This is a genomic window from Polaromonas sp. P1_A2 (assembly GCF_056406895.1).
In genome coordinates, this window is record NZ_JBFTZI010000004.1 from 17,381 (window position 1) to 39,850 (window position 22,470).

A 22,470-nucleotide genomic window follows, 5' to 3' on the forward strand; every position below is an offset into this window, starting at 1 on the left:
TTATACAGAGTCCGCATGCTAAAGGCGGCCCTTGGGACTGGCTAGCTGTGATTACCCTTAAAAGCGCGCCCCGGCAGACAGGCGGCAAGCGCTTGCGGCCGGTCGGCGATGACACAATGCGGCGCATGAAATACCTGCCCCCTTCCCTGGCCGCCACCCTGCTCCTGGCCCTGTCCGCCTGTGCTTCGGCGCCGCGAGCCAGCCAGGACCCGCTGTCGATTGCCCGCGCGCCGGTAGCGGCCGCCATCAACGACTACCAACGCTGCGCCGACCAGGCCCTGCTGCCGCTGAAAACCGATATGGCCCAGTCCGTCTTTGCGCTCGCCGATACCGCCCTGGCCGCCTGCGAGCCCGGCCTGGAGCAGGTGCGGCGCAGCATCCTGGCCGACAACGCGGGCCACCCCTATGTAGCTGCCTTCGCGGAAGAAGCCAGCGCCAACATCCGCATGCGTACCCGCAACATGCTGGCGCACAGCCTGAACCGCGCGCGGGAAACGCAGCCGGCGAACTAACGCAGGCTCTTCACATAACGCGGCGCGTTCGGGTCGCGGTGCTTGCGTTCGCGATGGCCCTCTTCGCCAAAGATCGCGCCGAAAGTCGATTCGATGAAACCCGATTCCGGGTAAACCTCTTCCTCGGTGTCTATGGAGCGCGCGCTCTGGCGGTCCGGCTGGGGCGGCGGGGCCAGCACGGGCGCGCTGCGCTCCTTCACGGCCTCCGACACCATCTGCACCAGCGGCAGGCGCGGCTTGGGATCCGGCACGGCCATGATCTCCTCCAGCCTGTCGGCCCAGACGGCCAGGTCGGGATGGCCGTCCTCCGCCGCCCTCTCGCGCGCAAAACGCGCGATCTCGGCCGCGTACTCGAGGTTGCCGGCCATCCACTCGGTGTCGGTTACCCGGCCGGTCTTGCGGCGCAGCAGCACGTGCAGGTGGGCGGCGATGGCGATTTTCTCGTTGGAAGGCATGGCGTGGTGTCCTTCAAAGGGTGAGATGCCGGCAACTCAGGTGCCCAGGCGTTCGGCGTGCTGGGTGATGTCCAGGCCGTCGCTTTCCGAGGCTTCGCTGACGCGCAGGCTGACCAGCAGCGAGGTGATCCACAAGGCCAGCGCCGTCATGAACAGGCTGTACAGCATGACGGCACCCGCGCCTATGGCCTGCGTGAGCACTTCGCCTTGCGCGCCGGAAATGGCCTTGCTGGCGAACACGCCCGTGAGCAGCGAGCCCACGATGCCGCCCACCCCGTGCACGCCGAACACGTCCAGCGAGTCGTCGGCATCGAGCAGGCGCTTCAGGCCCGTGGCGCCCCAGTAGCATGCCAGCCCAGCGGCCACGCCGAACACCAGCGCCGCGCGCGGTGAGACAAAACCGGCGGCCGGCGTGATCGCGACCAGGCCGGCCACCAGGCCCGAGCACAGGCCCAGCAGCGAGGGCCGCCCGCGCACCGCCCACTCGGCGGCCATCCACGACAGAGCGCCGGCCGCGGCCGCGATGTGGGTGACCGCCATGGCCAGGCCGGCCCGGCCGTCGGAGGCCACGGCGGAGCCGGCGTTGAACCCGAACCAGCCGACCCACAGCATGCCGGCGCCGGCCATGGTCAGGCCCAGGTTGAAGGGGGTGAAGGGCTCGCGGCCGTAGCCGCGGCGCGGGCCGAGCACATAGGCGCAGACCAGCCCGGCGATACCGGCATTGATGTGCACCACCGAGCCGCCGGCAAAATCCAGCGCGCCCATGCGGGCCAGCCAGCCGTTGGGCTCCCACACCCAGTGGGCGATAGGCGCATAGACGATGACCGTCCACAGCGACATGAAAATCAGCATCGCCGAAAAACGCATGCGCTCGACGAAGGAGCCGACCACCAGCGCCGCCGTGATGATGGCAAACGTCAGCTGGAACATAGCGTAAACCGATTCCGGGATGTTGGGCGCGACGTGGCTGACCGCGACCTTTTGCGCGTCCTTCACATAATCCAGCCCAGTGAACCAGAAGCGCTCGGTGCCGCCCAGGTAATGGCCCCAGGCACCGCTGCCGGGCGTGAACGCGATGGAATATCCCAAGGCGAACCACAAGAGGCTGACGACGGCGCAGATGGCGACGACGCAGGCCATGACGTTGAGCACGCTTTTCTTGCGCACCATGCCGCCGTAAAAAAGGGCGATGCCCGGGAGCGTCATGAGCAGCACCAGGGCCGTGGAGGTCATCATCCAGGCGGTGTCGGCGCCGTTGAGTGTCTCAGCCCCCACCAGGCCCGGCTGGGTCAGGGGCGCGGGAGGCGGCGGGGCGGATGCGGCCGCCGCGGGCGCGGGGGCCGCCGGCGGCGGCGCGGGAATCACGGGAATCGCAGGAGTCGCGGCGGTCGCTGCGGCCTGGGCGGCGGCACTGGCCGCAGCCGCCGCGGAAGCGGAGGCCGGTGCGGCGGGCGCCTGCGCCATGGCCTGCTGGCAGGCTATGCCGACCCAGATCGTCAAGCCCCACGCCACAAAGCTCTTCAGGTACATACATGCCCGCCTTTCTTGCATCCAGCCAACAATCCGTAACATTTAAAGGCCGAAGGCATAACTCGTGCCAGTGCCTGGCAGCGGGGTTTTTAGGCAATTTTGAGTACAAATGCGTGCACAAGGTGCATGCGGGTGCCATGGTGTGGCACGCCGCGGCACGGACTGCGGGCATGCCGCGGGGTTTCGGGGGCGGGAAACCCCCAATGCACTATGCCAGTGCACGGGCTACATTGGATGACTTGCTGACGAGCCTCGCTGCTCGCAACGCGAGGAGCCGAGGAGACACGAGAGAGCCATTAGAAGTACACAAGCAACAGGGCATTCCAAAAGATGCCTTGTCGCAAAAAGCGCTGGTAACCCCAGCGCTTTTTTTATGCCTGTCGTTTTCCGGCAGGCTTGCGGGTGCGGTACTCAGTCGGGGTTGATGCCGGCCGCGGCCATGGGCGGGGGCAGCTTGCTGAGCGCCTCCGCAATGGCAGCCGCCTTGGCCTTGGCGGCCGCTGCCGCGGCGGCGGTGGTCGGCCCGGGGGCGCCGCCGCCTGCCGACAGCAGGCCGGCCATCTCGGAGGCCTGGCGCGGTTTGCCGATGGGCGCGGCGGCCAGGCCTTTTTGCACCGCGATCATGTCTTCCTCGCTCGGGTACTGGCCCAGCAGCACGTAGTCAAACACCCGGCGCGCGATGGGCGCGGCCACGCCGGCGCCCCAGCCGGCGTTTTCCACAATCACGGCCAGCGCGATCTTGGGGTCCTCGGCCGGCGCGAAAGCCATGTACACCGCGTGGTCGCGCTGGTGCTCCTCCATCTTGGCGCTGTTGTACTTGTCCTTCTGGCCTATGGTCACGGCCTGGGCCGTGCCGGTCTTGCCACCCGAGAGATAACCCGCGCCGGCAAACACCCGCGCCGAGGTGCCCTCCTGCGTGACGCCCACCAGGGCCTTGCGCACGATGGCCACGTTCTCCGGCTTGTAGCCCAGGTCCTGCGGCGGGTCGGCCGGCAGCGGGTGCATCACGCGCGTGACCGGGTCCTGCGTGCCTATGACCAGGCGCGGCCTGTGCTTGATGCCGCCGTTGGCCAGCGCCGCCGTGGCCTGCGCCAGCTGCAGCATGGTGAAGGTGTTGTAGCCCTGGCCGATGCCCAGGGAAATCGTTTCGCCGGGATACCACTTCTGCTGCTCGGGCCGCTTGTAGGCCTTGCGCTTCCATTCCTGGCTGGGCAGCACGCCGCGCACCTCGCCGTTGATGTCGATGCCGGTGAGCTGGCCGAAGCCCAGCGGCTTCATGAAGTCGTGCATGGCGTCGACGCCCATCTCATTGGCCAGCGAGTAGTAATACACATTGCTGGACTTGACGATGGAGCGGTACATGTCGACCGCACCCAGCGCGATGTCGCCGTGGCTGCGGAACACGTGGCCGCCGAAGCTCCAGGAGGCGTTGTCATTGACGATGAAAGTCGGCGAGCGCTTGCCGGTCTGCAGCGCGGCCATGGCCATGAAAGGCTTGTAGGTCGAGCCCGGCGGGTAGGTGCCGCGCAGCGCGCGGTTGAGCAGCGGCTTGTCGATGGACTCATTGAGCGCCTGCCAGCTTTCGCTGTCGATGCCGTCGACAAAAAGATTGGGGTCGAAGGTCGGCTTGCTGACAAAGGCCAGCACGTCGCCGGTTTTAGGGTCCAGCGCCACCAGCGCGCCGCGCCGCTCGCCGAACATGTCTTCCACGAGCTTTTGCAGGCGGATGTCCAGCGACAGCATCACCGTGTTGCCGGGCGTGGCCGGGTTGCTGGCCAGCTTGCGCACCGCGCGCCCACCGGCCGAGGTCTCCACCTGCTCCACGCCGGTGGTGCCGTGCAGCTGCTGCTCGAAGCTTTGCTCGACGCCGAGCTTGCCGATGTAGTCGGTGCCGCGGTAGTTGCCCTCGTCGTCGCTGCCTTCGATGCTTTCCTTTTCGGCCTGGTTGATGCGGCCTATATAGCCCACCACGTGGCTGCCCAGCTCGCCGTAGGGGTAGCTGCGAAACAGCCGGGCCTTGATGTCGACGCCCGGAAAACGAAAGCGCTGCGCCGCGAAGCGCGCCACTTCCTCGTCGGTCAGGCGCGTGCGTATGGGCAGCGACTCGAAATTCTTGGACTCCTCGCGCAGGCGCTTGAAACGCCGCTTGTCGCGCAGCTGGATGTCGACCACCTTTTCCAGCGCGGCAATCGTTTCCTCGAGGTTCTCGACCTTGGACGGTGTGATCTCCAGCGTATAGGCCGAATAGTTGGTCGCCAGCACGATGCCGTTGCGGTCCAGGATCAGGCCCCGGTTCGGCACGATGGGCACGATGGCCGTGCGGTTGCTTTCGGCCTGCTCGTTCAGGTCGGCATGGCGGTACACCTGCAAATACACCAGCCGCGCCGCCAGCAAGGCAAACGCGCACAACACCACCAGGCTGGCCACCAGCACCCGCGCGCGAAAGCGCGACAGGTCGGCTTCAACGTTGCGCAATTCAGTCATGGTGGTGCGACTCTACAACCCGCACAAAGTGCCCGCAATCCCCATTCTTACCCCTAGAGAAGAAGAGGCGATGCGAAGCGAGCCGTACAGGCCAGCAGGGGCCGCGGAACCGGCTTTGCCGGGCCGCAGGCGCAGCGGCCCCCTCGGGGGGCAGCGCATTACACGCAGTGAAAAGCGTGGGGGCCATCACAACGGCCGGTTCTGGTCGGGGTCGGGCGCGCGCCGCTGCGGCACCAGCAGCAGCACGCTCACGACGGGCCACAGCAAAGCCTCGATCAGGGGCGCCATCAGCATGATCCAGCCCGGGAAGATGCCGCCGCCTATCATGCGGATCACGAGCTCCACGCCGTGCGCCACGGCGAACAGCGGCAGCACCTGCAGGGCCTGCGAGGGCACGGTGAACCAGAGCAGGCGGCGGTGGATCATGGTGGCGAAAAAGCTCAGCGCCGTGTACGACAGCGCGTGCTGGCCCAGCAGCGAAGACTGGTGCACGTCCATGCCCAGGCCGAACATAAAGGCCACGCCTATGCCCACGCGCAGCGGCTGGTGCACGTTCCAGAACACCAGCACCAACGCGAGGAAGTCGGGCATCCAGGGCACGCGCCCCAGGGGCAGCATGTCCAGCAGCAGCGCCGCGATGAGGCTGCACCAGATGAACACCGGGTTGGCGGGCAGCAGCAGCTGCTGGCCTGAGCGCATGATCATTTCGCGGCCCCTTTTTCTTTCTTCCTGGGCGGGGCCTCGGGCGCATCGGCCTCGGGCCGCGGCGGGATCAGGCCGGTGCCGGGCTTGACCACCATAACGTGCCGCGCCCCCGTCACCAACGCCTGGGGCGTGCAGTAAATCTTGGCGAAGGCCGACTCGGCGCGCCGCTCGATGCGGCTGATCTTGGCCACCGGCAGGCCGGCCGGGTAGACGCCGTCCACGCCGCTGGTGGTCAGCAGGTCGCCCTGCTGCACGTCCGAGTTGCTGCCCATGAACCGCAGTTCCAGCCCGCTGCCGGAAACCGCCGGGTCGCCATAGGCCACGCTGCGCGCGCCGGTGCGCACATTGAGCACGGGAATGGCCAGGTCGCGGTCCACCAGCAGGGTGACCTCGCTGACCAGCGGATGCACGCGCGTGACCTGGCCCAGCACGCCGGACTCATCCAGCACCGGAGAGCCCAGGTCCACGCCCTGCGCCATGCCCTTGTCGATGATCACCTTGCGGGTGTAGGGGTCGGCCGCGTCGTACAGCACCTCGGCGGCCATGACCGGCGTGCTGAGCTGCTCGCGCAGGCCCAGCAGCTTGCGCAGGCGGTTGTTTTCCTGGGTCAGTTGCTCGACCTGACCGGCGCGCATCGACTGCAGCGCCAGCTTGCGGCCGGCTTCCTCGCTGGCCAGTTTGGCCTGGCTCAGGGTGGTGAAATATTCGCCGCCGCCGCGGATCGCGCGCACCGGCTGCAGCGCCAGCCATTGCACCGGGTACAGCGCGGTGGCGAGCACGGCGCGCACCGGCTGGGTGATGCGAAAGCGGGTGTCGGCGACCATCAGGAACAGCGACAAGGCGCTGAAGAACATCAGCTTGGACAGCGCCGACGGCCCCTGCTTGAAAAAGGGCGGCGGGGATCTGTCAAGGGTTCCTAAGGGCATGGTTCGCTGTCAAGCTGGCCCCGCTTCATGCCGGCGCGCGGCACGAGATACGGCGTTGCGCTTATTCCGAGGTGAAGATGGAACCCAGGCGATCCATGCGCTCCAGGGCGATGCCGCAGCCGCGCACCACGCAGGTCAGCGGGTCTTCGGCCACCAGCACCGGCAGGCCGGTTTCCTCGGCCAGCAGGCGGTCCAGGTCGCGCAGCAAGGCGCCGCCGCCGGTCAGCATCATGCCGCGCTCGGCGATGTCGGCGCCCAGCTCGGGCGGGGTCTGCTCCAGCGCGTTCTTCACGGCGCTCACGATGTTGTTGAGCGGATCGGTCAGGGCTTCCAGGATTTCGTTGCTGGAAATCGTGAAGCTGCGCGGCACGCCTTCGGAGAGGTTGCGGCCCTTGACTTCCATTTCCTTGACTTCGGAACCGGGGAAAGCCGAGCCTATGCTCTTCTTGATGGCTTCGGCCGTAGGCTCGCCGATCAGCATGCCGTAGTTGCGGCGGATGTAATTGATGATGGCTTCGTCGAAGCGGTCGCCGCCGACACGCACGCTGCCCTTGTAGACCATGCCGCCCAGCGAGATCACGCCGACCTCGGTGGTGCCGCCGCCGATGTCGACGACCATGGAGCCGCTGGCTTCGGACACCGGCAGGCCCGCGCCTATCGCGGCGGCCATGGGCTCTTCAATCAGGTACACGTCGCTGGCGCCGGCGCCCAGGGCGCTTTCGCGGATCGCGCGGCGCTCGACCTGGGTCGAGCCGCAGGGCACGCAGATGATGATGCGCGGGCTGGGCTTGAGCAGGCTGCGCGGGTGCACCATCTTGATGAACTGCTTGAGCATCTGCTCGGTCACGGTGAAGTCGGCGATCACGCCGTCTTTCATCGGGCGGATCGCCTCGATGTTGCCGGGAACCTTGCCCAGCATGGCCTTGGCTTCGTGGCCGACGGCCTGGATGGTCTTCTTGCCTTGGGGGCCGCCTTCGTGGCGGATGGCGACGACGGAGGGCTCATCGAGCACAATACCGCGGTCGCGTACAAAAATCAGGGTGTTGGCAGTGCCGAGGTCAATGGCCAGGTCGGTGGAAAAATACCGACGAAATGCTTCAAACATATGCAAGAGTCCAGTTGGGGCATGGGCATACTTCGTTGCGCCATCGCCTTTTTATTGATTAAGCCATTATCGGGAAAGTCGGGCCAGAGGCGTTGGAAACCTTGCTTCAGGCATCTAAAAAGCGCCTAAAGAGTGCATCCGGCCCTGATTTCACACCAAAGGCGGGATAATACCGCATCCCCTGTAGATCAATGGGTCCATGAGGGCCGTTTTTTCAGCTTTACACCTCGTTTCAGGCCCTCGTTTCCGCGCTATTTTCACCTGCCTTTTCCCTCGAATTCCGCTGTATTTTCCTTCATACCTACCCATGGCATTGACACCCCAAGACATCGCCCGCGTCGCCAACCTGGCGCGGCTGGAATTGCGACCTGACGAGACCGAGCACACCCTGAGCCAGATCAACGGCTTTTTTGCCCTGGTGGAGCAGATGGACGCCGTCAACACCGAAGGCGTGGAGCCGCTGGCCCACCCGGCGGCGGTGATCGGCGACGTCGCCCTGCGCCTGCGCGAGGACGTCGCCAGCGAACCCAACCAGCGCGAAGCCAGCCAGGTCAGCGCACCCGCCGTGGAGCGGGGCCTGTTTCTCGTGCCCAAGGTGATCGAATGAGCGGCGCCCTGAACAACACCGCGCTGCACGAGCTGGGGGTCGCGCAACTGGCCGCCAAACTGGCCGCGCGCGAAGTCTCCAGCGTGGAAGCCACGCAGCATTTCCTGGCCCGCATCCAGCAGGAACAGCTGGGCGCCTTCCTGGCCACCAACGCCGACGTCTCCCTGGCCCAGGCCAAGGCGGCCGATGCGCGGCTGGCCGCCGGCGAGCGCACGCCGCTGCTGGGCGTGCCGCTGGCGCACAAGGACGTGTTCGTCACGCGCGACTTCCCCACCACGGCCGGCTCGAAGATACTGGAAAACTACCGCAGTCCCTTTGACGCCACGGTGGTCAGCCGGCTCGGCGCGCAAGGCGCCGGCATGGTCACGCTGGGCAAGCTCAACTGCGACGAATTCGCCATGGGCTCGGGCAACGACAACAGCGCCTACAAGCCCGTGAAAAACCCCTGGGACACCAGCCGCATTCCGGGCGGTTCCTCGGGCGGCTCGGCCGCCGCCGTGGCCGCGCGCCTGGTGCCCGCCGCCACCGGCACCGACACCGGCGGCTCGATACGCCAGCCGGCCTCGCTGACCGGCATCACCGGCATCAAGCCCACCTACGGACGCTGCTCGCGCTACGGCATGGTGGCCTTCGCCTCCAGCCTGGACCAGGCCGGCCCGATGGCGCGCAGCGCGCTCGATTGCGCCCTGCTGCTGTCGGCCATGGCCGCGCCCGACCCGGACCGCGACTCGACCTCGCTGGACCTGCCCGCCGCCGACTACGCGGCCGACCTGCTGGCCGCGCGCCCCGCCTCCGCCGGCGACAAGCCGCTCAAGGGCCTGCGCATAGGCCTGCCCACGCAGTTCTTCGGCGCCGGCTGCGCGCCCGACGTGCTGGCCGCCGTGCGCGGCGCGCTGGCCGAGTATGAAAAGCTGGGCGCCACGCTGGTGGACGTGAGCCTGCCGCTGACCGAACTGTCGATCCCGGTGTATTACGTCATCGCGCCGGCCGAAGCCAGCAGCAACCTGAGCCGCTTTGACGGCGTGCGTTACGGCCACCGCGCGGCGCAGTACGGCGACCTCAACGACATGTACAAAAAGTCGCGCAGCGAAGGCTTCGGCGACGAGGCCACGCGCCGCATCATGATAGGCACCTATGTGCTGTCGCACGGCTACTACGACGCCTACTACCTCAAGGCGCAAAAAATCCGCCGCCTGATCGCGCAGGACTTCCAGACCGCCTTCACGCAGTGCGACATCATTGCCGGCCCGGTATCGCCCACCGTCGCCTGGAAGATCGGTGAAAAATCCGGCGACCCGGTGGCCAACTACCTGGCCGACATCTACACCCTGTCGTCCAGCCTGGCCGGCCTGCCCGGCATGAGCGTGCCGGCGGGCTTCGGCGCCGGCGGCATGCCCGTGGGCCTGCAGCTGATCGGCAACTACTTCAAGGAAGCGCAACTGCTGGGCACGGCCCACCAGTTCCAGCTGGCAACCGACTGGCACACGCGCGCACCAGCAACATCGGCATGACTGACATGAGCAAAGACACGAAATCCACGCTGGTGCAGGGCTACGAAGTCGTCATCGGCTTTGAGACCCACACGCAGCTCACCACTCAATCGAAAATCTTCAGCCGCGCCTCCACCGCCTTCGGCGCCGAGCCGAACACGCAGGCCAGCGCCGTGGACTTCGCGCTGCCCGGCGCGTTGCCGGTGATGAACAAGGGCGCGGTGCAGCGCGCCATCGAGTTCGGCCTGGCCGTCAACGCGCACATCGCCGAGCGCAGCGTATTCGCGCGCAAGAACTACTTTTACCCCGACCTGCCCAAGGGCTACCAGATCAGCCAGTTTGAAATTCCCGTGGTGCAGGGCGGCAGCGTCGAGTTTTTCCTGGACGGCGAAAAGCGCTCGGTGCGCCTGGTGCGCGCCCACCTCGAGGAAGACGCGGGCAAGTCGCTGCACGAAGACTTCATCGGCATGAGCGGCATAGACCTGAACCGCGCCGGCACGCCGCTGCTGGAGATCGTGACCGAACCGGACATGCGCTCCTCGGCCGAAGCCGTCGCCTATGCCAAGGAACTGCACAAGATCGTCACCTGGATAGGCATCTGCGACGGCAACATGCAGGAAGGCAGCTTCCGCTGCGACGCCAACGTTTCGGTGCGCAAGCCGGGCGAGCCGCTGGGCACGCGCCGCGAAATCAAGAACCTCAACAGCTTTCGCTTCATGCAGCAGGCCATCGACTACGAGGTGCGCTGGCAGATCGGGCAGATCGAAGACGGCCACGCCATCGAGCAGGCCACCGTGCTGTTCGACCCCGACACGGGCGAGACGCGCAGCATGCGCACCAAGGAGGACGCGGCCGACTACCGCTATTTCCCCGACCCCGACCTGCCGCCGCTGGTGATCGGTCGCGACTGGGTGGAAAAAACACGCTCGGAAATGTCCGAGCTGCCGCGCGTGATGGCGGCGCGTTTCGTCAAGGACTACGGGCTGCCCGAATACGACGCCGGCCAGCTCACCCAGAGCAAGGCGACGGCCGCGTTTTTTGAGGCGGTGGCCGAGGCAAGCCAGCAAGCCAAGCTGGCCAGCAACTGGGTCATGGGGGAGCTCTCGCGGCGCCTGAACAGCGAAGAAAAACCGATCGAAGACTCCGCCGTCAGCGCCGCGCAACTGGCGAGCCTGATCACCCGCATCGCCGACGGCACGATTTCCAACAATGCCGCCAAGCAGGTGTTCAACGCGCTGTGGACCGGCGAGGGTTCGGACGTCGACGCCATCATCGAGGCCAAGGGCCTCAAGCCGATGAGCGATACCGGCGAGCTCGAGAAGATCATCGACGAGGTGCTGGCCGCCAATGCCAGGAATGTGGAAGAGGTCAAAGCCGGCAACGCCAAAGCCATGAACGCCCTGGTCGGCCAGGCCATGAAAGCCACCAAGGGCAAGGCCAACCCGGCGCAGGTCAACGAGCTGCTGAAGAAAAAACTGGCTTAGGAGGCCGCGCCTGGGGACACCGGGCGGCCCGCGCCCGCCCCTTCAGTTTTTGGCGCTGGGGGCCGCCGGGCTTATAGAGCCTTCTCTCAAGGCCCATAGCTGCTTGAGCTTGACCAGCTCTTCGTCAAAGCGCTGGTTGACGCGCTTTTTCTCCTGCTCCTGGTCCTGGACGAACTTCCTCTGCACGGCCGAGCTGGCCTCGTTTTCTTCCACTTTGCGCTTGAGCCCGGGCGGCGCCTTGCCGGGGTCTTTGGCGTAGAACTCGAATTCGGCCTGGATGGCCTTGCGCTGCTCGGCCAGCTCCGCCGTCCGCTTGTTGGAGGCCTTGATGACCTCGTCGACCTGGGCCAAGGCGATGAGGCGTTCCTGATCATGCACCGCGCGGCTGGGATAACGCAGCAGCAGGGCGCGGTCGCGGCGCTTGTCCTCGGCCTCGCGCGCGCGCGCCTCGGCGGCGGCCTTGTCCTTTTCTTCCTGCGCCGCGCGCTCCTGCGCGGTCAGCGAAGGCCCCACCTCGCGCTTCACCGTGCCCGAGCGGTTCAATTCCTTCTGGGTGCGGTCCATGCACTCGGCAATCGGGCGGTCGGCCGTGATCTTGCGGCCTTTGCCGTCCACACAGGTGTAAATGTGCTGGGCCGCGGCCTGACTCGCCGTGAAGGCAGCCGACACCCAGATGACCATAAGCGCTGTTCGCAAGAGCAAATCGACTCCTTAATCCACGCCGTAGCGTTCCCGGTAGGCCAGCACGGCCTGGTAGTGCGTCTTCAGAGACAGTGCATCGGGACCGTCGGACCCCGGCGTGCCGCCCTGTGCTGAGAGATATTGCAGCAAGTCCGTCAGGCGCGCAATCGCGCAAACCTGAAGGCCCAGGTGTTTCGTAACATATTGCACGGCACTATGGCTCACATCCACGCCGTTTTCCGTGGCCTTCTCCTGGCGGTCCAGCGCCAGCGCCACCGCGTGGGGAACGGCGCCGGCGGCCTTGATGATGGCGATCGATTCCCGCGCGGCCGTGCCGGCGGACATCACGTCGTCAATGATGAGCACGCGGCCCTTGACCGGCGCGCCGACCAGCGTGCCGCCTTCGCCGTGGTCCTTGGCCTCCTTGCGGTTGTAGGCGAAGGGGTAGTTGCGCCCCAGCCGCGCGAGTTCGATGGCCACCGCCGCGGCCAGCGGGATGCCCTTGTAGGCCGGCCCGAAAATCATGTCAAAGGCCAGGCCCGTGCGCTTTTCCTCGGCCAGCAGGTGGCGCGCATAGAATTGCGCCAGCCGTCCCAGCTTGGCCCCGTCGTCGAACAGGCCGGCGTTGAAAAAATACGGGCTCATGCGCCCGGCCTTGGTCTTGAATTGCCCGAAGCGCAGCACGCCCGCCTCCACGGCGAACTGCACGAATTCCTGTGCCAGCGCGCCGTCCGCGGAAGTTGCCCCGTCCCTGTTGTCCTGTTGTTGCCCTGCCGTGCTCATTGGAAGTTCCATGTTTAAATTGACCAGCCTCAACCTCAACGGTATCCGCTCCGCGGCCAGCAAAGGGCTGCTGGACTGGGTTGCGCAGTCTATGCCGGATTGTATTTGCGTGCAGGAGCTCAAGGCCCAGGCGGCCGACATGAGCGGCCGCTTCGAGGAAATCGCCGGCCTCAAGGGCTATTTTCATTTTGCCGAGAAAAAAGGCTATTCCGGCGTGGGCATCTACACGCGCCATGAGCCCAGCGACGTGATCGTGGGCTACGGCTCCACCGAATTCGACGCCGAAGGGCGCTATGTGGAGCTGCGCTTTGACAGGCCCGGACGCAAGCTGAGCCCCAAACTCTCCATCATCAGCTGCTACTTCCCGAGCGGCTCCTCGGGCGAGGAGCGCCAGGCCGCCAAATTCCGCTTCCTGGCCGAGTTTTACCCGCGCCTGCTGGCCCTGAAGGAAACGCGCGATTTTGTGCTGTGCGGCGACGTCAACATTGCACACCAGGAGATCGACCTGAAGAACTTCAAGGGCAACCGGAAAAACAGCGGCTTCCTGCCCGAGGAACGCGCCTGGATGACCGAACTGCTGCGCGACGCCGAACTGGCCAACGAGGCGGCCGACGAGTTGACGCAGCGCACCGGCCCCTCGACCCGGGGCGGCGGCATGGTCGACGTCTACCGCAAGCTGCAGCCCACGGCGACCGACGCGGCCTACACCTGGTGGAGCAACCGCGGCCAGGCCTATGCGAAGAACGTGGGCTGGCGCCTGGACTACCACCTGGCCACGCCGGCCTTCGCGGCGCTGGCCCGCAGCGAGCACATTTACAAGGAACAGCGCTTTTCCGACCACGCGCCCATGAGTGTGGATTATGAATTCAAGCTATGACCCCCGCCCAGGCTCACTGCGTGTAGCCTGTCCCCCCCTTCCAGGGGGCGGTGACATTGGTACACCCCTGTCCAAGCTCACTGCGTGTAGCTTGTTCCCCCCTCAAGGGGGCGGCGCCTGGGGCCGGCGAAGCCGGACCCTCGGCCCCCGCTGGTGAAAACCCCAGCGCTGGTTAAGCCATGAACTCTTAAGCCAGCATGAGCCGCGGGACTGGCTTTGCCAGACCGCAGGCGGGCGGCCCCCTCGGGGGGCAGGGAGCTACACGAAGTGAGCGACCGTGGGGGCTAACCTTGTTCAGCCCAGATCCGCTGGATCTGCGTGGACAGCTCCATGGGGTCGAAGGGCTTGGGAATCACCTCCAGCGCGCCCAGGCCCTTGTACACAGCCACTTCGGCGGCCTGCACCTTGGCGGTCATGAAAATGACCGGTGTGCTGGCCGTGGCCGGCAGCTCGCGCAAGCCCTTGAGCGTGGTGGGGCCGTCCATGCCGGGCATCATGACGTCCAGCAGCAGCAGGTCGGCCCCGGCGCCGGGTGCGGCATCCAGCGCCTCCTGGCCGGAGGCGCAGGCGATCACGGTGAAGCCTCCCACCGCTTGCAGCGCCATCTGCGCCACCATGCGGATGTCGGGCTCGTCTTCAACATAGAGGATGCGGTTCAGTGGTTTGGTCATGATGGTTCAACTCAAGGCTTGGGGACGGGTTGGGCCCGGATCGCCGGGAATCTGGAGGACTCGCTGGATTGTATTGAGCAGTTCGGTGTTTGAGGTATGGGCCTTGACCAGGACCGCGTCGGCATACCGGCCGTCCGAGGGTTCCACGTCGCCGGCCGAGAACACGATCACCGGCGGGCGCGGATCCAGCGCGTCGATGTCCTCAAACAAGTCCCAGCCCGAATGGCTGCCCAGCGCCAGGTCCAGCAGCACCAGGTCAAAGGTGTGCTCGCGCAGCAGGGCGCGGGCCTCGTCCAGCGTGGCGGCGAATTCGAAGCTCGCGAATTCCTGGGCGATGGCGGCGGTGATGCGCTGGATGTCCAGGTCGTCTTCGACATGCAGGATGCGCGGCTTGCCCGAGTCCAGGCTGGCGACGGCGCGGCGCAGGCTGTGGATCAGCAGGTGCTCGTCGATGGGTTTTTTCAGCCAGTCCGAAACCGTGTGCGGCTTGCGGTTGAATTGCAGTTCGCCCTGCTCGGCCATGGCCGAAATGACCACGACGGGCAGGTTGCGCGTACTCTCGTCCTCGCGCAGCTGGCCGATGAAGGACACGCCGTTCTGGCCGGGCAGCTTAAGGTCCACCGTCACCGCGTCGTAGCTGTTGGAGGCCAGGCTGGCCAGCGCCTCCTCGGCGCTGTAGGTCATGTCCGAATCAAAGCCGGCCTTGCCCAGCATCATGCTGATGAGCCGGGCCACGTCGGGGTCGCCCTCGCAGATCAGGATGCGCGGGCGCGACGACACCGCGGGCGGCCGCAGGGGCTTGAGCAGCGGCACCGGGTTGGTCCATTCGGGCGTCTCAAAAAAGAAGGTGGTGCCCACGCCCGCCTTGCTCGAAAAACCGATGGTGCCGCCCATTTTTTCGACCAGGGCGCGGGAAATATTCAGGCCCAGGCCGGTTCCGCCTTTCTGGCGGGTGTCGGAGGAGTCGGCCTGCGAGAACTTCTGGAAGATGCGGGAACTGAATTCCTCCGGAATGCCGGGGCCGGCGTCGACCACCTCCGCCCGCACTTTCTGTGCCGTGCGCGAAAGCCTGACCTCCACCACGCCGGCCTTGGGCGAAAACTTCACGGCGTTGGACAGCAGGTTGGTCAGCACCTGGGTCATGCGGTCGCTGTCGACGCGCACGTGCAAGGCCGCCTCGGGCGCCCGCATCACCAGACTCACGCCATGCTGGCTGGCAAAACCCTCGTTGGCGACCAGCGTCTGCTGCACCAGCTGCCGCAGGTCCACCACCTGCAAGTCCAGGCGCAGCTTGCCGGATTCGATTTTTTCGCTGTCCAGGATGTCGTTGATCAGCCGGATCAGGCGCTCGCAGTTGTTTTGCGCAATGGTCACCAGGCTCTTGACGGCATCGGGCAACTGGCCGGCCACGCCGCCCGAGATCAGGCCCAGCGAACCGCGTATCGAAGTGAGCGGCGTGCGCAGTTCGTGGCTGACGGTGGAAACAAACTCGGTCTTCATGCGGTCTATGCGCTTGAGCTCGGTGATGTCGGTGCCCAGCGAGAAAAAGCCGATCACCTTGTCCGCCGCCGAGCCTTCGCCGTAGCGCGGGAAATACTGCATCGCGTAGTGCCTGCGCTCGCCCTGTGGCGTGACCTGCGTGCGCTCGTAACGCACCGTATGCCCGGTCAGGACTTCATCCACCTTTTCCCGCACCGTTTCATACACCTGGGGGCCCAGCACGTCGGCCAGCGGCTTGCCGTCGATCTGCTCGTAGCTCAGGCCGAAGTTGTCCTCATAGGCCCGGTTATGAAAGCGAAAGCGCTGGTCGGTGTCCAGGTAGGCGATCAGGGCCGGCACCGTATCGGTGACCTGGCGCAGCTGCGACTCGCTGGCCCGCAGGGCCTTGGTAATGCGCTTGCTTTCGGTGATGTCGTGCATCAGGGCGGTGAACACGCGCCGCCCGCCCACCTGCACGTCGCTGAAGGACACGCTGACCGGGAATTCGGTGCCGTCCTTGCGCAAGGCCAGCACTTCACGCCCGGAGATCCGGAAGGCCCCGGGCCGTGCATGCATCATCGCGGTGAATTCCTTGTACTGGCCGCGCAGGCGCTCGGGCACCAGTTCCGAGACGTCGCGACCCACCAGCTCACTGCGCTCATAGCCGAAAAGCTGCAGCGCGGCGGCATTGGCCTCCAGCACGATGTCCTCCGAGGTGGTGGTGATCACAGCCTCCACCATGCCTTCGGTGATGCTGCGGCTCATGGCTTCGCTGTCGCGCAGCTGGGCCTCGCCGCTTTTTCGCACCTGCTCGTAATGCTTGACCACATAAACCACCCAGCCCAGCATGGCGAAGAACAGGGCGCTGGCGGCCACGATGAGGCTCAGCGCCCACTGCGCGCTGCGCTCGGCCGCTGCCTGCGCGTCACGCCATTTGTAGGACTCGCGGTTGCGCGCGCCTTCGAGCAGCGCATTGGTGCGCAGGCGCAAATCACGGCTCGCCTGGCTGGCCAGGACGGCCGCCGCGGCCTCGGGGCCGCCTGCCTGGCGCGCCGCGATGGCCTGATTCGCGGTCTGGGCGCGCTGGTTGATCAATTCGTCAAAATCCGCCGACTCCTGCAGCACATTGGCACTGCGCGTGCGGGCCCTGACGGCGCGCAGTTCGACCCGGGCTTCCTGGAAGGCCGCCAGGTCGTCCTCGCGGCCGCTCAGCAGGTACTGGCGCAGCGTGGACTCGGCCGTTCGCAGGCTGGAGTCCACGCGCTCCAGCGTCACCAGCGTGTCCTCGGTCCGCACGCGGGACTGCGCCGTTTCCAGCAGGCGGCTGATGGCCATATAGGACGCCGTGCCCACCACGGCCATGAGCACCACACCGCCGGCCATCGCGACTTTGATCTTTTTCAGGAAGATGGCGGAGGATGGCATGGGCAGTTCCTTCGCGACGTGTCAGGCAGCGCCGTGAAAGCGCTGCTGCAATTGCTCAACGGCCCGGCCCACTTCGGCCCGCACCTCGGGCGCCAGCGCCTGCTCCATGCCGACGTGGGGGCTCAGGGCCAATTCCAGCGCCTGTGCGGCCAGTCCGAGTTCCGCCCAGCCGAAAGTCGCCGCGGAGCCCGCCAGGCTGTGCGCATGGCGCTCCAGCGCCGGCAAAGCCTGGGCCAGGTCCTCGCCCCGCAGAATCTGCTGCCAGAGCAGCCCGACCTGCTCCAGGCGGCGCGGCAGGGAGCGGGTGTAATCGGCGCGTTGCTCCTCCAGGAATGCGATCAGGGCCGGATCGGTGCGCGTCATGGCATCGGGATGGAGGGTGCCCGCCGTGCGTCCGCGGCCCGCCACCGCGCGAGAAAGGCGGCTTGTCCTGGAAGAAGAGGAGGGCTCATGCGGCCCATCTTAAGGCGCAAGTATCAAAAAGCAGCGTAGGACAAGTACGAGTGGTTGCCGCCCTGGACGCCCCTTTGGCGCGGGTCCATCCGGCGCGAAAACCGCACAAGGCAACGCCGTTAAACCTTATGCCTTGATATGCAGAGGATTACATCCACAACCGCGCATAAATTGAATACCTTCGACCTCATTCATCACGCGCTAAGCCCCTGGTCAAGCTGACGGGTCGGCCGCCTTCCCGAGCGCCGCGACCAGATCCGACTGGGTAATAATCCCGACCAGCCGCTCACCCTCGCCAATGATGGGGATATGGTGGTGGCCGGTGCTGCCGAACAGCGGCACCAGCTCCACCAGCCGGCGCTGCCGGCCCGCCACGCGCACGTTGCGGGTCATGATCTGCCCCACGACCTCGGGCTTGTCCGAATACACGCTGCGCGTGCTGCGCACCAGCTGCCTGAGCTTGGCGTCAAAGCCTTCGTACAGGTCCAGGTCGGCGGCGCGCATGAAGTCCGCCACCGTGATGATGCCGGCGATGCGAAAGCCGCGGTCCACCACCGGCAGCGCCTTGATGCGGCGCTCCCTCAGCAGGGCCCAGGCCTCCTCAAGCGGCGTGCCGAATTCCACCGTCACCAGCTCGCGCGACATGATGTCTTCGCAGCGCACCTCGGCCAGCTTTCGGTCGTAGGCGCGCAGCCGCGTTTCGGCCAGCAGGGCCTTGAGGTCGTCGCGGCTCACGTCCAGCACCTGGTTGTAGCGTGCCAGCACGGCGTCCAGGTCGGCGTCGAGCTGCCGGTCCTGGGCCGAGGGCGCCGCACCCGGCGGGGGCAGCTGCGTGTGCGGGTAGGCGCGCCGCGTCGCGTTGTTGTAGAGGATGCCCATGAGCACCAGCAGCACCGAATTGAGCATCACGGGATAAAAGGCGAACACCGGGCTGGAGATGCCGCCCAGCACCATCATCAGCGCCGTGGCGCCGCCCGGCGGGTGCAGGCAGCGCAGCGCCAGCATCAGCGCAATCGCCGTGGCCACCGCCAGGGCCGCGGCCAGTTCGGGCGAACCCAGCAGGTGCGCGCCGTGCACTCCGGCGATGCCGGCCAGCGCCGACAGCGTGTTGCCGCCCACCACCGGCCAGGGCTGCGCCATGGGGCTGGCCGGCACGGCAAAGATCAGCACCGCGCTGGCCCCCAGCGGCGCCACCAGCCAGGGCAGGCCGGGCAGCACCCAGCCGGCCAGATGGCACAGCAGCCCCGTCAGGAAGATGCCAAACAGCGAACCCGCCACCAGGCGCAGGCGTTCGCGCGTGTCGATGCGGGTGCGCGCAGGGCGAAAAGCCCGCCACCAGGCGCGCGAAAAGAATGCGGCGCGCTGCGTCAAACCGGTTACCGGAGACGGCCAGCCTGCTTAGCTGCGGGCGCGTTGATAAAGGGCTTGTACCTTGGGCACATTGGCCTGCAGTTGCTGGATGCGCTCAGGGCCGGAAGGATGGGTGGACAGAAAGCTCGGGCCGGAAGATCCGCCGCCGGCCTGGCCCATCTTTTCCCACAGGCTGACGGCCGCCTGCGGGTTGTAGCCGCCGCGCGCGGCCAGCTCCAGGCCCACCAGGTCGGCATCGGTTTCGTCCTCGCGGCTAAACCGCAGCGTCAGCAGCTGCGTGCCTATGCTGGCGGCCAGGTCGCCGACCTGGCCCCAGCCCAGCAACTGCGCGCCCAGCGACAGCAAGGTGCCCGTGCCCTGGCTTTTGGCGATGCGCGCGCGCGCATGCTCGCGCAGCGCGTGGGCCATTTCGTGGCCCATGATCATGGCCGCCTCGTCGTCGGTCAGCTTGAGCTGGTCGAGGATGCCGGTATAAAAAGCGATCTTGCCGCCCGGCATGCAAAACGCGTTGATCTGTTTGCTGCCCAGCAGGTTGACCTCCCAGCGCCATTGTTTGGCGCGGTCGTTCCATTGGGTGGTCTGCGGCACCAGCCTGGCGGCGATGGCGCGCAGCCGTTGCAGCTGCGGATTGCCCTGTGGCGCCAGCGCGCCCTTGGCGCGGGCTTCGGCCAGCAGCTTGCTGTATTCCTGGGTGGCGGCGCTTTCAATCTCGTCGGCGGGCACCAGGTTGCGCAGCTGGGACGCGGGCCCGACATCCACCTGGGCGCGCAGCGGCATGGTGGCGGCCGTCGCCGCAGTGCCGGCGGCGGCCAGCAGAAATGCCCGGCGGCCGGGCCAGGCGGAGTGTTTGGCATCGCATAAAAAGCACATGGGTGAATAATAGTCACAAATCGAAATGGCCATGTCAGACAAAACCCCCTCCGCCACCTTGGCACCAGGCACCGCCTCTTCCGTCCCCGAATCTTCCAGCGCCGCCCCGGTATCGTGGGCCAGCGTCTGGCGTGTGTACGCCGAGCGCGCCACGCTGCGCATGCTGCTGCTCGGCTTTTCGGCGGGCCTGCCGCTGTTACTGGTTTTTGGCACGCTGAGCTTCTGGCTGCGCGAGGCGGGCATTGACCGCACCACCATAGGATTCCTAAGCTGGATAGGCTTGGCCTACGGCTTCAAATGGGTATGGGCGCCGCTGGTCGACCGTTTGCCGATACCGGTGCTCACACGCCTGTTGGGGCGCCGCCGCAGCTGGTTGCTGCTGGCGCAGCTCACCATCATCGGCGCACTGTGCGGCATGGCGCTGAACGACCCCAAGCTGTCCCTGCAGCCCATGGTGTGGTGCGCGCTGGCCGCGGCCTTTGGCTCGGCCACGCAGGATATCGCGCTCGACGCCTTTCGCATCGAATCCGCGGATGCCAAACGCCAGGCGGCGCTGGCAGCGGCCTACCAGACCGGCTACCGCATCGCCATGATCTGGGCCGGGGCCGGCGTGCTGTGGATCGCCGCGCGCGCCGAAGTCCCCAACGCCGCGGCCTACCAGCCCGGCGCATGGCAGACCGCTTACCTGGTCATGGCGGTCTCCATGCTCCCGGGCATCATCACCGTGCTGTTTTCGGCGGAGCCCGCAGAGCGCGCCCGCGCCGAAAGCGACGCTGAAACCGCGGCGACCCGTGCGCGTTTTGCCGCCACCGGCATTCCCCTCTACGGCACGGTGCTGTTTGCGACGCTGGCGCTCCTCGTGCTGTTGCTGCTGGCCGTGCCCGGCGTGGTGGTGCGGGCGTACGACCTGGCCCTCAGCGCCTACCTGTTGCCGCTGCCCATCTACGTGCTGGCCATCATCGGCCTGGCCAAAACAGGTATTCGCGTCGCACTGCCGGCGCGGCTGGTGCCGGCCGCCGTCTGGTTCGACCATGCCTTTTACGTGCCCTTCGCCGAGTTCCTCAAGCGGTACGGCAAGCAGGCTATCGTGATCCTCGCGCTGATCGCCATCTACCGCATCAGCGACGTCGTCATGGGCATCATGGCCAACCCGTTTTACGTGGACATGGGCTACACCAAGGATGAGGTCGCCGCCGTCACCAAGATCTACGGTGTCATCATGACGCTGGCCGGCGCCTTTATCGGCGGTGCCATGGCCATGCGCCTGGGCGTGATGCGCGTGCTGATGCTGGGCGCCGTGCTGAGCGCGGCCAGCAACCTGCTGTTCGCCTGGCTGGGCACGCGCGGCCATGACGTCAGCGCGCTGATTTTCGTGATCTCGGCCGACAACCTCTCCAGCGGCATTGCCTCGGCCGCCTTCATTGCCTACCTGTCCAGCCTGACCAACGTCAATTACTCGGCCACGCAGTATGCGCTGTTCAGCTCCATGATGCTGCTGCTGCCCAAGTTCCTGGCCGGCTACTCGGGCAAATACGTGGACGCCTTCGGTTACAGCCATTTCTTCACCGCGACCGCCCTGCTGGGGCTGCCGGTGCTCGTGCTGGTGGCCCTGGCTTCGCGGCTTCAGCCTCCGAAATCCCAATAGGAACAGGCACCTGCAGCTATTAAATTAATAGCTTCAAAACAGCTGCCAGATACCCGCGCAGCGGAGTATGCTGGTGGACTGCCGCCCCGGTTTACCGTAACTTTACGATGGCTTCAAGCGCGATTGTTGCGTGCGGCGCAGCATGAACCCATCGTGTTCCACCCCGGGGGACACACCCTGCAACCGAGGACCTCTCCATGACCCAACAACTCCTGATGATCGAAGACGACGCCCGCCTGGCCAGCATGGTGGGCGAGTACCTGCGCCAGTCGGGCTATGGCTTCACCCACGCGGCCGACGGCGCGAGCGGGCTCGCCGCGCTGGAAGGCAACACCCCCGACCTGGTCATCCTGGACCTGATGCTGCCCGACATGGACGGCCTGGAAGTCTGCCGGCGCATCAAGGGCCAGGGCAGCGACAGCGCCAACACCGCGGTGCTCATGCTCACCGCCAAGGGCGACCCCATGGACCGCATCGTCGGCCTGGAAATCGGCGCCGACGACTACCTGCCCAAGCCGTTTGAGCCGCGCGAGCTGCTGGCGCGCATACGCGCCGTGCTGCGCCGCGGCGGCGACACCGCCAGCGCCGCGGCCAACGGCGGCCACAAGGTCATGCGCTTCGGCTCGCTGGAAATCGACCGCGATGCGCGCACCGTCTCGGTGTCGGGCAGCCCCTGCGAACTGACCTCCTACCAGTTCGACCTGCTGGTGGCGCTGGCCGAACGCGCTGGCCGCGTGCTCAGCCGCGACCAGATCATGGAAGCCGTGCGCGGCCGCGAGCTCGAGGCCTTCGACCGATCCATCGACGTGCACATGGGCCGCATCCGCAGCGCCATCGAGGCCGACGCCAAGGATCCCAAACGCATACTCACCGTGCGCGGCGTGGGTTATGTGTTCGCCAAGCAGCAGGACTGATCT

At 66.4% G+C, this 22,470-nt stretch carries 20 protein-coding genes; 7 read left to right on the top strand and 13 right to left on the bottom strand.

All coding sequences use genetic code 11. The features are described 5' to 3' along the window. The first annotated feature begins 125 nt into the window (after positions 1–125). Complete coding sequence (locus AC1D09_RS16100; RefSeq protein ID WP_477664265.1) at positions 126–512, top strand: hypothetical protein; 387 nt, start codon at positions 126–128, stop codon at positions 510–512. On the opposite strand, the gene AC1D09_RS16105 is transcribed toward AC1D09_RS16100, so the two are convergent. The 6 genes from AC1D09_RS16105 to AC1D09_RS16130 form a co-directional block, all read right to left on the bottom strand. After that, on the bottom strand, positions 509–967 hold the full coding sequence (locus AC1D09_RS16105) for a hypothetical protein (RefSeq protein ID WP_477664264.1): 459 nt from the start codon (positions 965–967) through the stop codon (positions 509–511). The two genes, AC1D09_RS16100 and AC1D09_RS16105, sit on opposite strands and share 4 nt — an antisense overlap. 36 nt (positions 968–1,003) lie before the next feature. Next, a complete protein-coding gene (locus AC1D09_RS16110) occupies positions 1,004–2,497 on the bottom strand; it encodes an ammonium transporter (RefSeq protein ID WP_477701135.1) in 1,494 nt (497 codons plus the stop codon). 411 nt (positions 2,498–2,908) lie between these two features. After that, positions 2,909–4,981 carry a penicillin-binding protein 2 gene (gene mrdA, locus AC1D09_RS16115; protein WP_477664158.1) on the bottom strand — a complete coding sequence of 691 codons (2,073 nt, stop codon included), beginning with the start codon at positions 4,979–4,981 and terminating at the stop codon, positions 2,909–2,911. A gap of 186 nt (positions 4,982–5,167) precedes the next feature. Then, complete coding sequence (gene mreD, locus AC1D09_RS16120) at positions 5,168–5,686, bottom strand: rod shape-determining protein MreD (protein WP_477664159.1); 519 nt, start codon at positions 5,684–5,686, stop codon at positions 5,168–5,170. Continuing rightward, positions 5,683–6,612, bottom strand: coding sequence for a rod shape-determining protein MreC (gene mreC / locus AC1D09_RS16125; protein WP_477664160.1), 930 nt, complete (start codon positions 6,610–6,612; stop codon positions 5,683–5,685). Before mreC ends, mreD begins: the two co-directional genes overlap by 4 nt. 61 nt (positions 6,613–6,673) lie before the next feature. Then, positions 6,674–7,717 carry a rod shape-determining protein gene (locus AC1D09_RS16130; protein WP_007872262.1) on the bottom strand — a complete coding sequence of 348 codons (1,044 nt, stop codon included), beginning with the start codon at positions 7,715–7,717 and terminating at the stop codon, positions 6,674–6,676. 307 nt (positions 7,718–8,024) lie between these two features. Between AC1D09_RS16130 and gatC the strand changes: the two genes are divergently transcribed. Genes gatC through gatB form a run of 3 tightly spaced genes read left to right on the top strand, consistent with a single transcriptional unit; the run spans position 8,025 to position 11,298 of the window. Next, on the top strand, positions 8,025–8,324 hold the full coding sequence (gene gatC / locus AC1D09_RS16135) for an Asp-tRNA(Asn)/Glu-tRNA(Gln) amidotransferase subunit GatC (RefSeq protein ID WP_074578270.1): 300 nt from the start codon (positions 8,025–8,027) through the stop codon (positions 8,322–8,324). Beyond that, entirely contained in the window at positions 8,321–9,835 is a 1,515-nt protein-coding gene (gatA, locus tag AC1D09_RS16140; protein WP_477664161.1) for an Asp-tRNA(Asn)/Glu-tRNA(Gln) amidotransferase subunit GatA, read from the top strand. Before gatC ends, gatA begins: the two co-directional genes overlap by 4 nt. Positions 9,836–9,840: 5 nt before the next feature. Continuing rightward, positions 9,841–11,298 carry an Asp-tRNA(Asn)/Glu-tRNA(Gln) amidotransferase subunit GatB gene (gene gatB, locus AC1D09_RS16145; RefSeq protein WP_477664162.1) on the top strand — a complete coding sequence of 486 codons (1,458 nt, stop codon included), beginning with the start codon at positions 9,841–9,843 and terminating at the stop codon, positions 11,296–11,298. A 42-nt stretch (positions 11,299–11,340) separates the two neighbouring features. Here gatB and AC1D09_RS16150 read toward each other — a convergent pair whose 3' ends face one another. Both AC1D09_RS16150 and pyrE read right to left on the bottom strand, forming a co-directional pair. Continuing rightward, positions 11,341–11,979 carry a DUF4124 domain-containing protein gene (locus AC1D09_RS16150; protein ID WP_477664220.1) on the bottom strand — a complete coding sequence of 213 codons (639 nt, stop codon included), beginning with the start codon at positions 11,977–11,979 and terminating at the stop codon, positions 11,341–11,343. A gap of 30 nt (positions 11,980–12,009) precedes the next feature. Continuing rightward, complete coding sequence (pyrE, locus tag AC1D09_RS16155) at positions 12,010–12,762, bottom strand: orotate phosphoribosyltransferase (protein ID WP_477664221.1); 753 nt, start codon at positions 12,760–12,762, stop codon at positions 12,010–12,012. A gap of 10 nt (positions 12,763–12,772) precedes the next feature. On the opposite strand from pyrE, the gene AC1D09_RS16160 reads away from it, so the two are divergent. Continuing rightward, positions 12,773–13,639, top strand: a complete 867-nt coding sequence (locus AC1D09_RS16160; RefSeq protein WP_477664163.1) for an exodeoxyribonuclease III — start codon at positions 12,773–12,775, stop codon at positions 13,637–13,639. Positions 13,640–13,923: 284 nt separating this feature from the next. On the opposite strand, the gene AC1D09_RS16165 is transcribed toward AC1D09_RS16160, so the two are convergent. The 5 genes from AC1D09_RS16165 to AC1D09_RS16185 all read right to left on the bottom strand — a co-directional run bounded on the left by AC1D09_RS16165 (position 13,924) and on the right by AC1D09_RS16185 (position 19,908). Beyond that, the gene (locus AC1D09_RS16165; protein ID WP_477664164.1) at positions 13,924–14,310 is read right to left on the bottom strand and encodes a response regulator; all 387 of its coding nucleotides are present in this window, start codon (positions 14,308–14,310) and stop codon (positions 13,924–13,926) included. A gap of 6 nt (positions 14,311–14,316) precedes the next feature. After that, positions 14,317–17,214 carry a PAS domain S-box protein gene (locus AC1D09_RS16170; RefSeq protein WP_477664165.1) on the bottom strand — a complete coding sequence of 966 codons (2,898 nt, stop codon included), beginning with the start codon at positions 17,212–17,214 and terminating at the stop codon, positions 14,317–14,319. A 21-nt stretch (positions 17,215–17,235) separates the two neighbouring features. Beyond that, positions 17,236–17,577: an Hpt domain-containing protein gene (locus tag AC1D09_RS16175; RefSeq protein WP_477664166.1), complete on the bottom strand. Its 342-nt coding sequence runs from the start codon at positions 17,575–17,577 to the stop codon at positions 17,236–17,238. 303 nt (positions 17,578–17,880) lie between these two features. After that, on the bottom strand, positions 17,881–19,038 hold the full coding sequence (locus tag AC1D09_RS16180; RefSeq protein ID WP_477664167.1) for an HPP family protein: 1,158 nt from the start codon (positions 19,036–19,038) through the stop codon (positions 17,881–17,883). A 27-nt stretch (positions 19,039–19,065) separates the two neighbouring features. Then, the gene (locus AC1D09_RS16185; protein WP_477664168.1) at positions 19,066–19,908 is read right to left on the bottom strand and encodes a M48 family metallopeptidase; all 843 of its coding nucleotides are present in this window, start codon (positions 19,906–19,908) and stop codon (positions 19,066–19,068) included. A gap of 31 nt (positions 19,909–19,939) precedes the next feature. Here AC1D09_RS16185 and AC1D09_RS16190 point away from each other — a divergent pair, with 31 nt between their 5' ends. Further along, positions 19,940–21,553, top strand: coding sequence for an AmpG family muropeptide MFS transporter (locus tag AC1D09_RS16190; protein ID WP_477664169.1), 1,614 nt, complete (start codon positions 19,940–19,942; stop codon positions 21,551–21,553). Between the two features lie 197 nt (positions 21,554–21,750). Continuing rightward, positions 21,751–22,467 (top strand): response regulator, encoded by a 717-nt coding sequence (locus AC1D09_RS16195; protein WP_074578280.1) that lies wholly within the window; start codon positions 21,751–21,753, stop codon positions 22,465–22,467. Positions 22,468–22,470: the final 3 nt, after the last annotated feature.

What these genes read in the sequence shown, in the direction of transcription:
- AC1D09_RS16100 (WP_477664265.1), top strand. Translation starts at nt 126, where the DNA reads ATGAAATACCTGCCCCCTTCCCTGGCCGCCACCCTGCTCCTGGCCCTG.
- AC1D09_RS16105 (WP_477664264.1), bottom strand. Translation starts at nt 967, where the DNA reads ATGCCTTCCAACGAGAAAATCGCCATCGCCGCCCACCTGCACGTGCTG.
- AC1D09_RS16110 (WP_477701135.1), bottom strand. Translation starts at nt 2,497, where the DNA reads ATGTACCTGAAGAGCTTTGTGGCGTGGGGCTTGACGATCTGGGTCGGC.
- mrdA (WP_477664158.1), bottom strand. Translation starts at nt 4,981, where the DNA reads ATGACTGAATTGCGCAACGTTGAAGCCGACCTGTCGCGCTTTCGCGCG.
- mreD (WP_477664159.1), bottom strand. Translation starts at nt 5,686, where the DNA reads ATGATCATGCGCTCAGGCCAGCAGCTGCTGCTGCCCGCCAACCCGGTG.
- mreC (WP_477664160.1), bottom strand. Translation starts at nt 6,612, where the DNA reads ATGCCCTTAGGAACCCTTGACAGATCCCCGCCGCCCTTTTTCAAGCAG.
- AC1D09_RS16130 (WP_007872262.1), bottom strand. Translation starts at nt 7,717, where the DNA reads ATGTTTGAAGCATTTCGTCGGTATTTTTCCACCGACCTGGCCATTGAC.
- gatC (WP_074578270.1), top strand. Translation starts at nt 8,025, where the DNA reads ATGGCATTGACACCCCAAGACATCGCCCGCGTCGCCAACCTGGCGCGG.
- gatA (WP_477664161.1), top strand. Translation starts at nt 8,321, where the DNA reads ATGAGCGGCGCCCTGAACAACACCGCGCTGCACGAGCTGGGGGTCGCG.
- gatB (WP_477664162.1), top strand. Translation starts at nt 9,841, where the DNA reads ATGAGCAAAGACACGAAATCCACGCTGGTGCAGGGCTACGAAGTCGTC.
- AC1D09_RS16150 (WP_477664220.1), bottom strand. Translation starts at nt 11,979, where the DNA reads ATGGTCATCTGGGTGTCGGCTGCCTTCACGGCGAGTCAGGCCGCGGCC.
- pyrE (WP_477664221.1), bottom strand. Translation starts at nt 12,762, where the DNA reads ATGAGCACGGCAGGGCAACAACAGGACAACAGGGACGGGGCAACTTCC.
- AC1D09_RS16160 (WP_477664163.1), top strand. Translation starts at nt 12,773, where the DNA reads ATGTTTAAATTGACCAGCCTCAACCTCAACGGTATCCGCTCCGCGGCC.
- AC1D09_RS16165 (WP_477664164.1), bottom strand. Translation starts at nt 14,310, where the DNA reads ATGACCAAACCACTGAACCGCATCCTCTATGTTGAAGACGAGCCCGAC.
- AC1D09_RS16170 (WP_477664165.1), bottom strand. Translation starts at nt 17,214, where the DNA reads ATGCCATCCTCCGCCATCTTCCTGAAAAAGATCAAAGTCGCGATGGCC.
- AC1D09_RS16175 (WP_477664166.1), bottom strand. Translation starts at nt 17,577, where the DNA reads ATGACGCGCACCGATCCGGCCCTGATCGCATTCCTGGAGGAGCAACGC.
- AC1D09_RS16185 (WP_477664168.1), bottom strand. Translation starts at nt 19,908, where the DNA reads ATGTGCTTTTTATGCGATGCCAAACACTCCGCCTGGCCCGGCCGCCGG.
- AC1D09_RS16190 (WP_477664169.1), top strand. Translation starts at nt 19,940, where the DNA reads ATGTCAGACAAAACCCCCTCCGCCACCTTGGCACCAGGCACCGCCTCT.
- AC1D09_RS16195 (WP_074578280.1), top strand. Translation starts at nt 21,751, where the DNA reads ATGACCCAACAACTCCTGATGATCGAAGACGACGCCCGCCTGGCCAGC.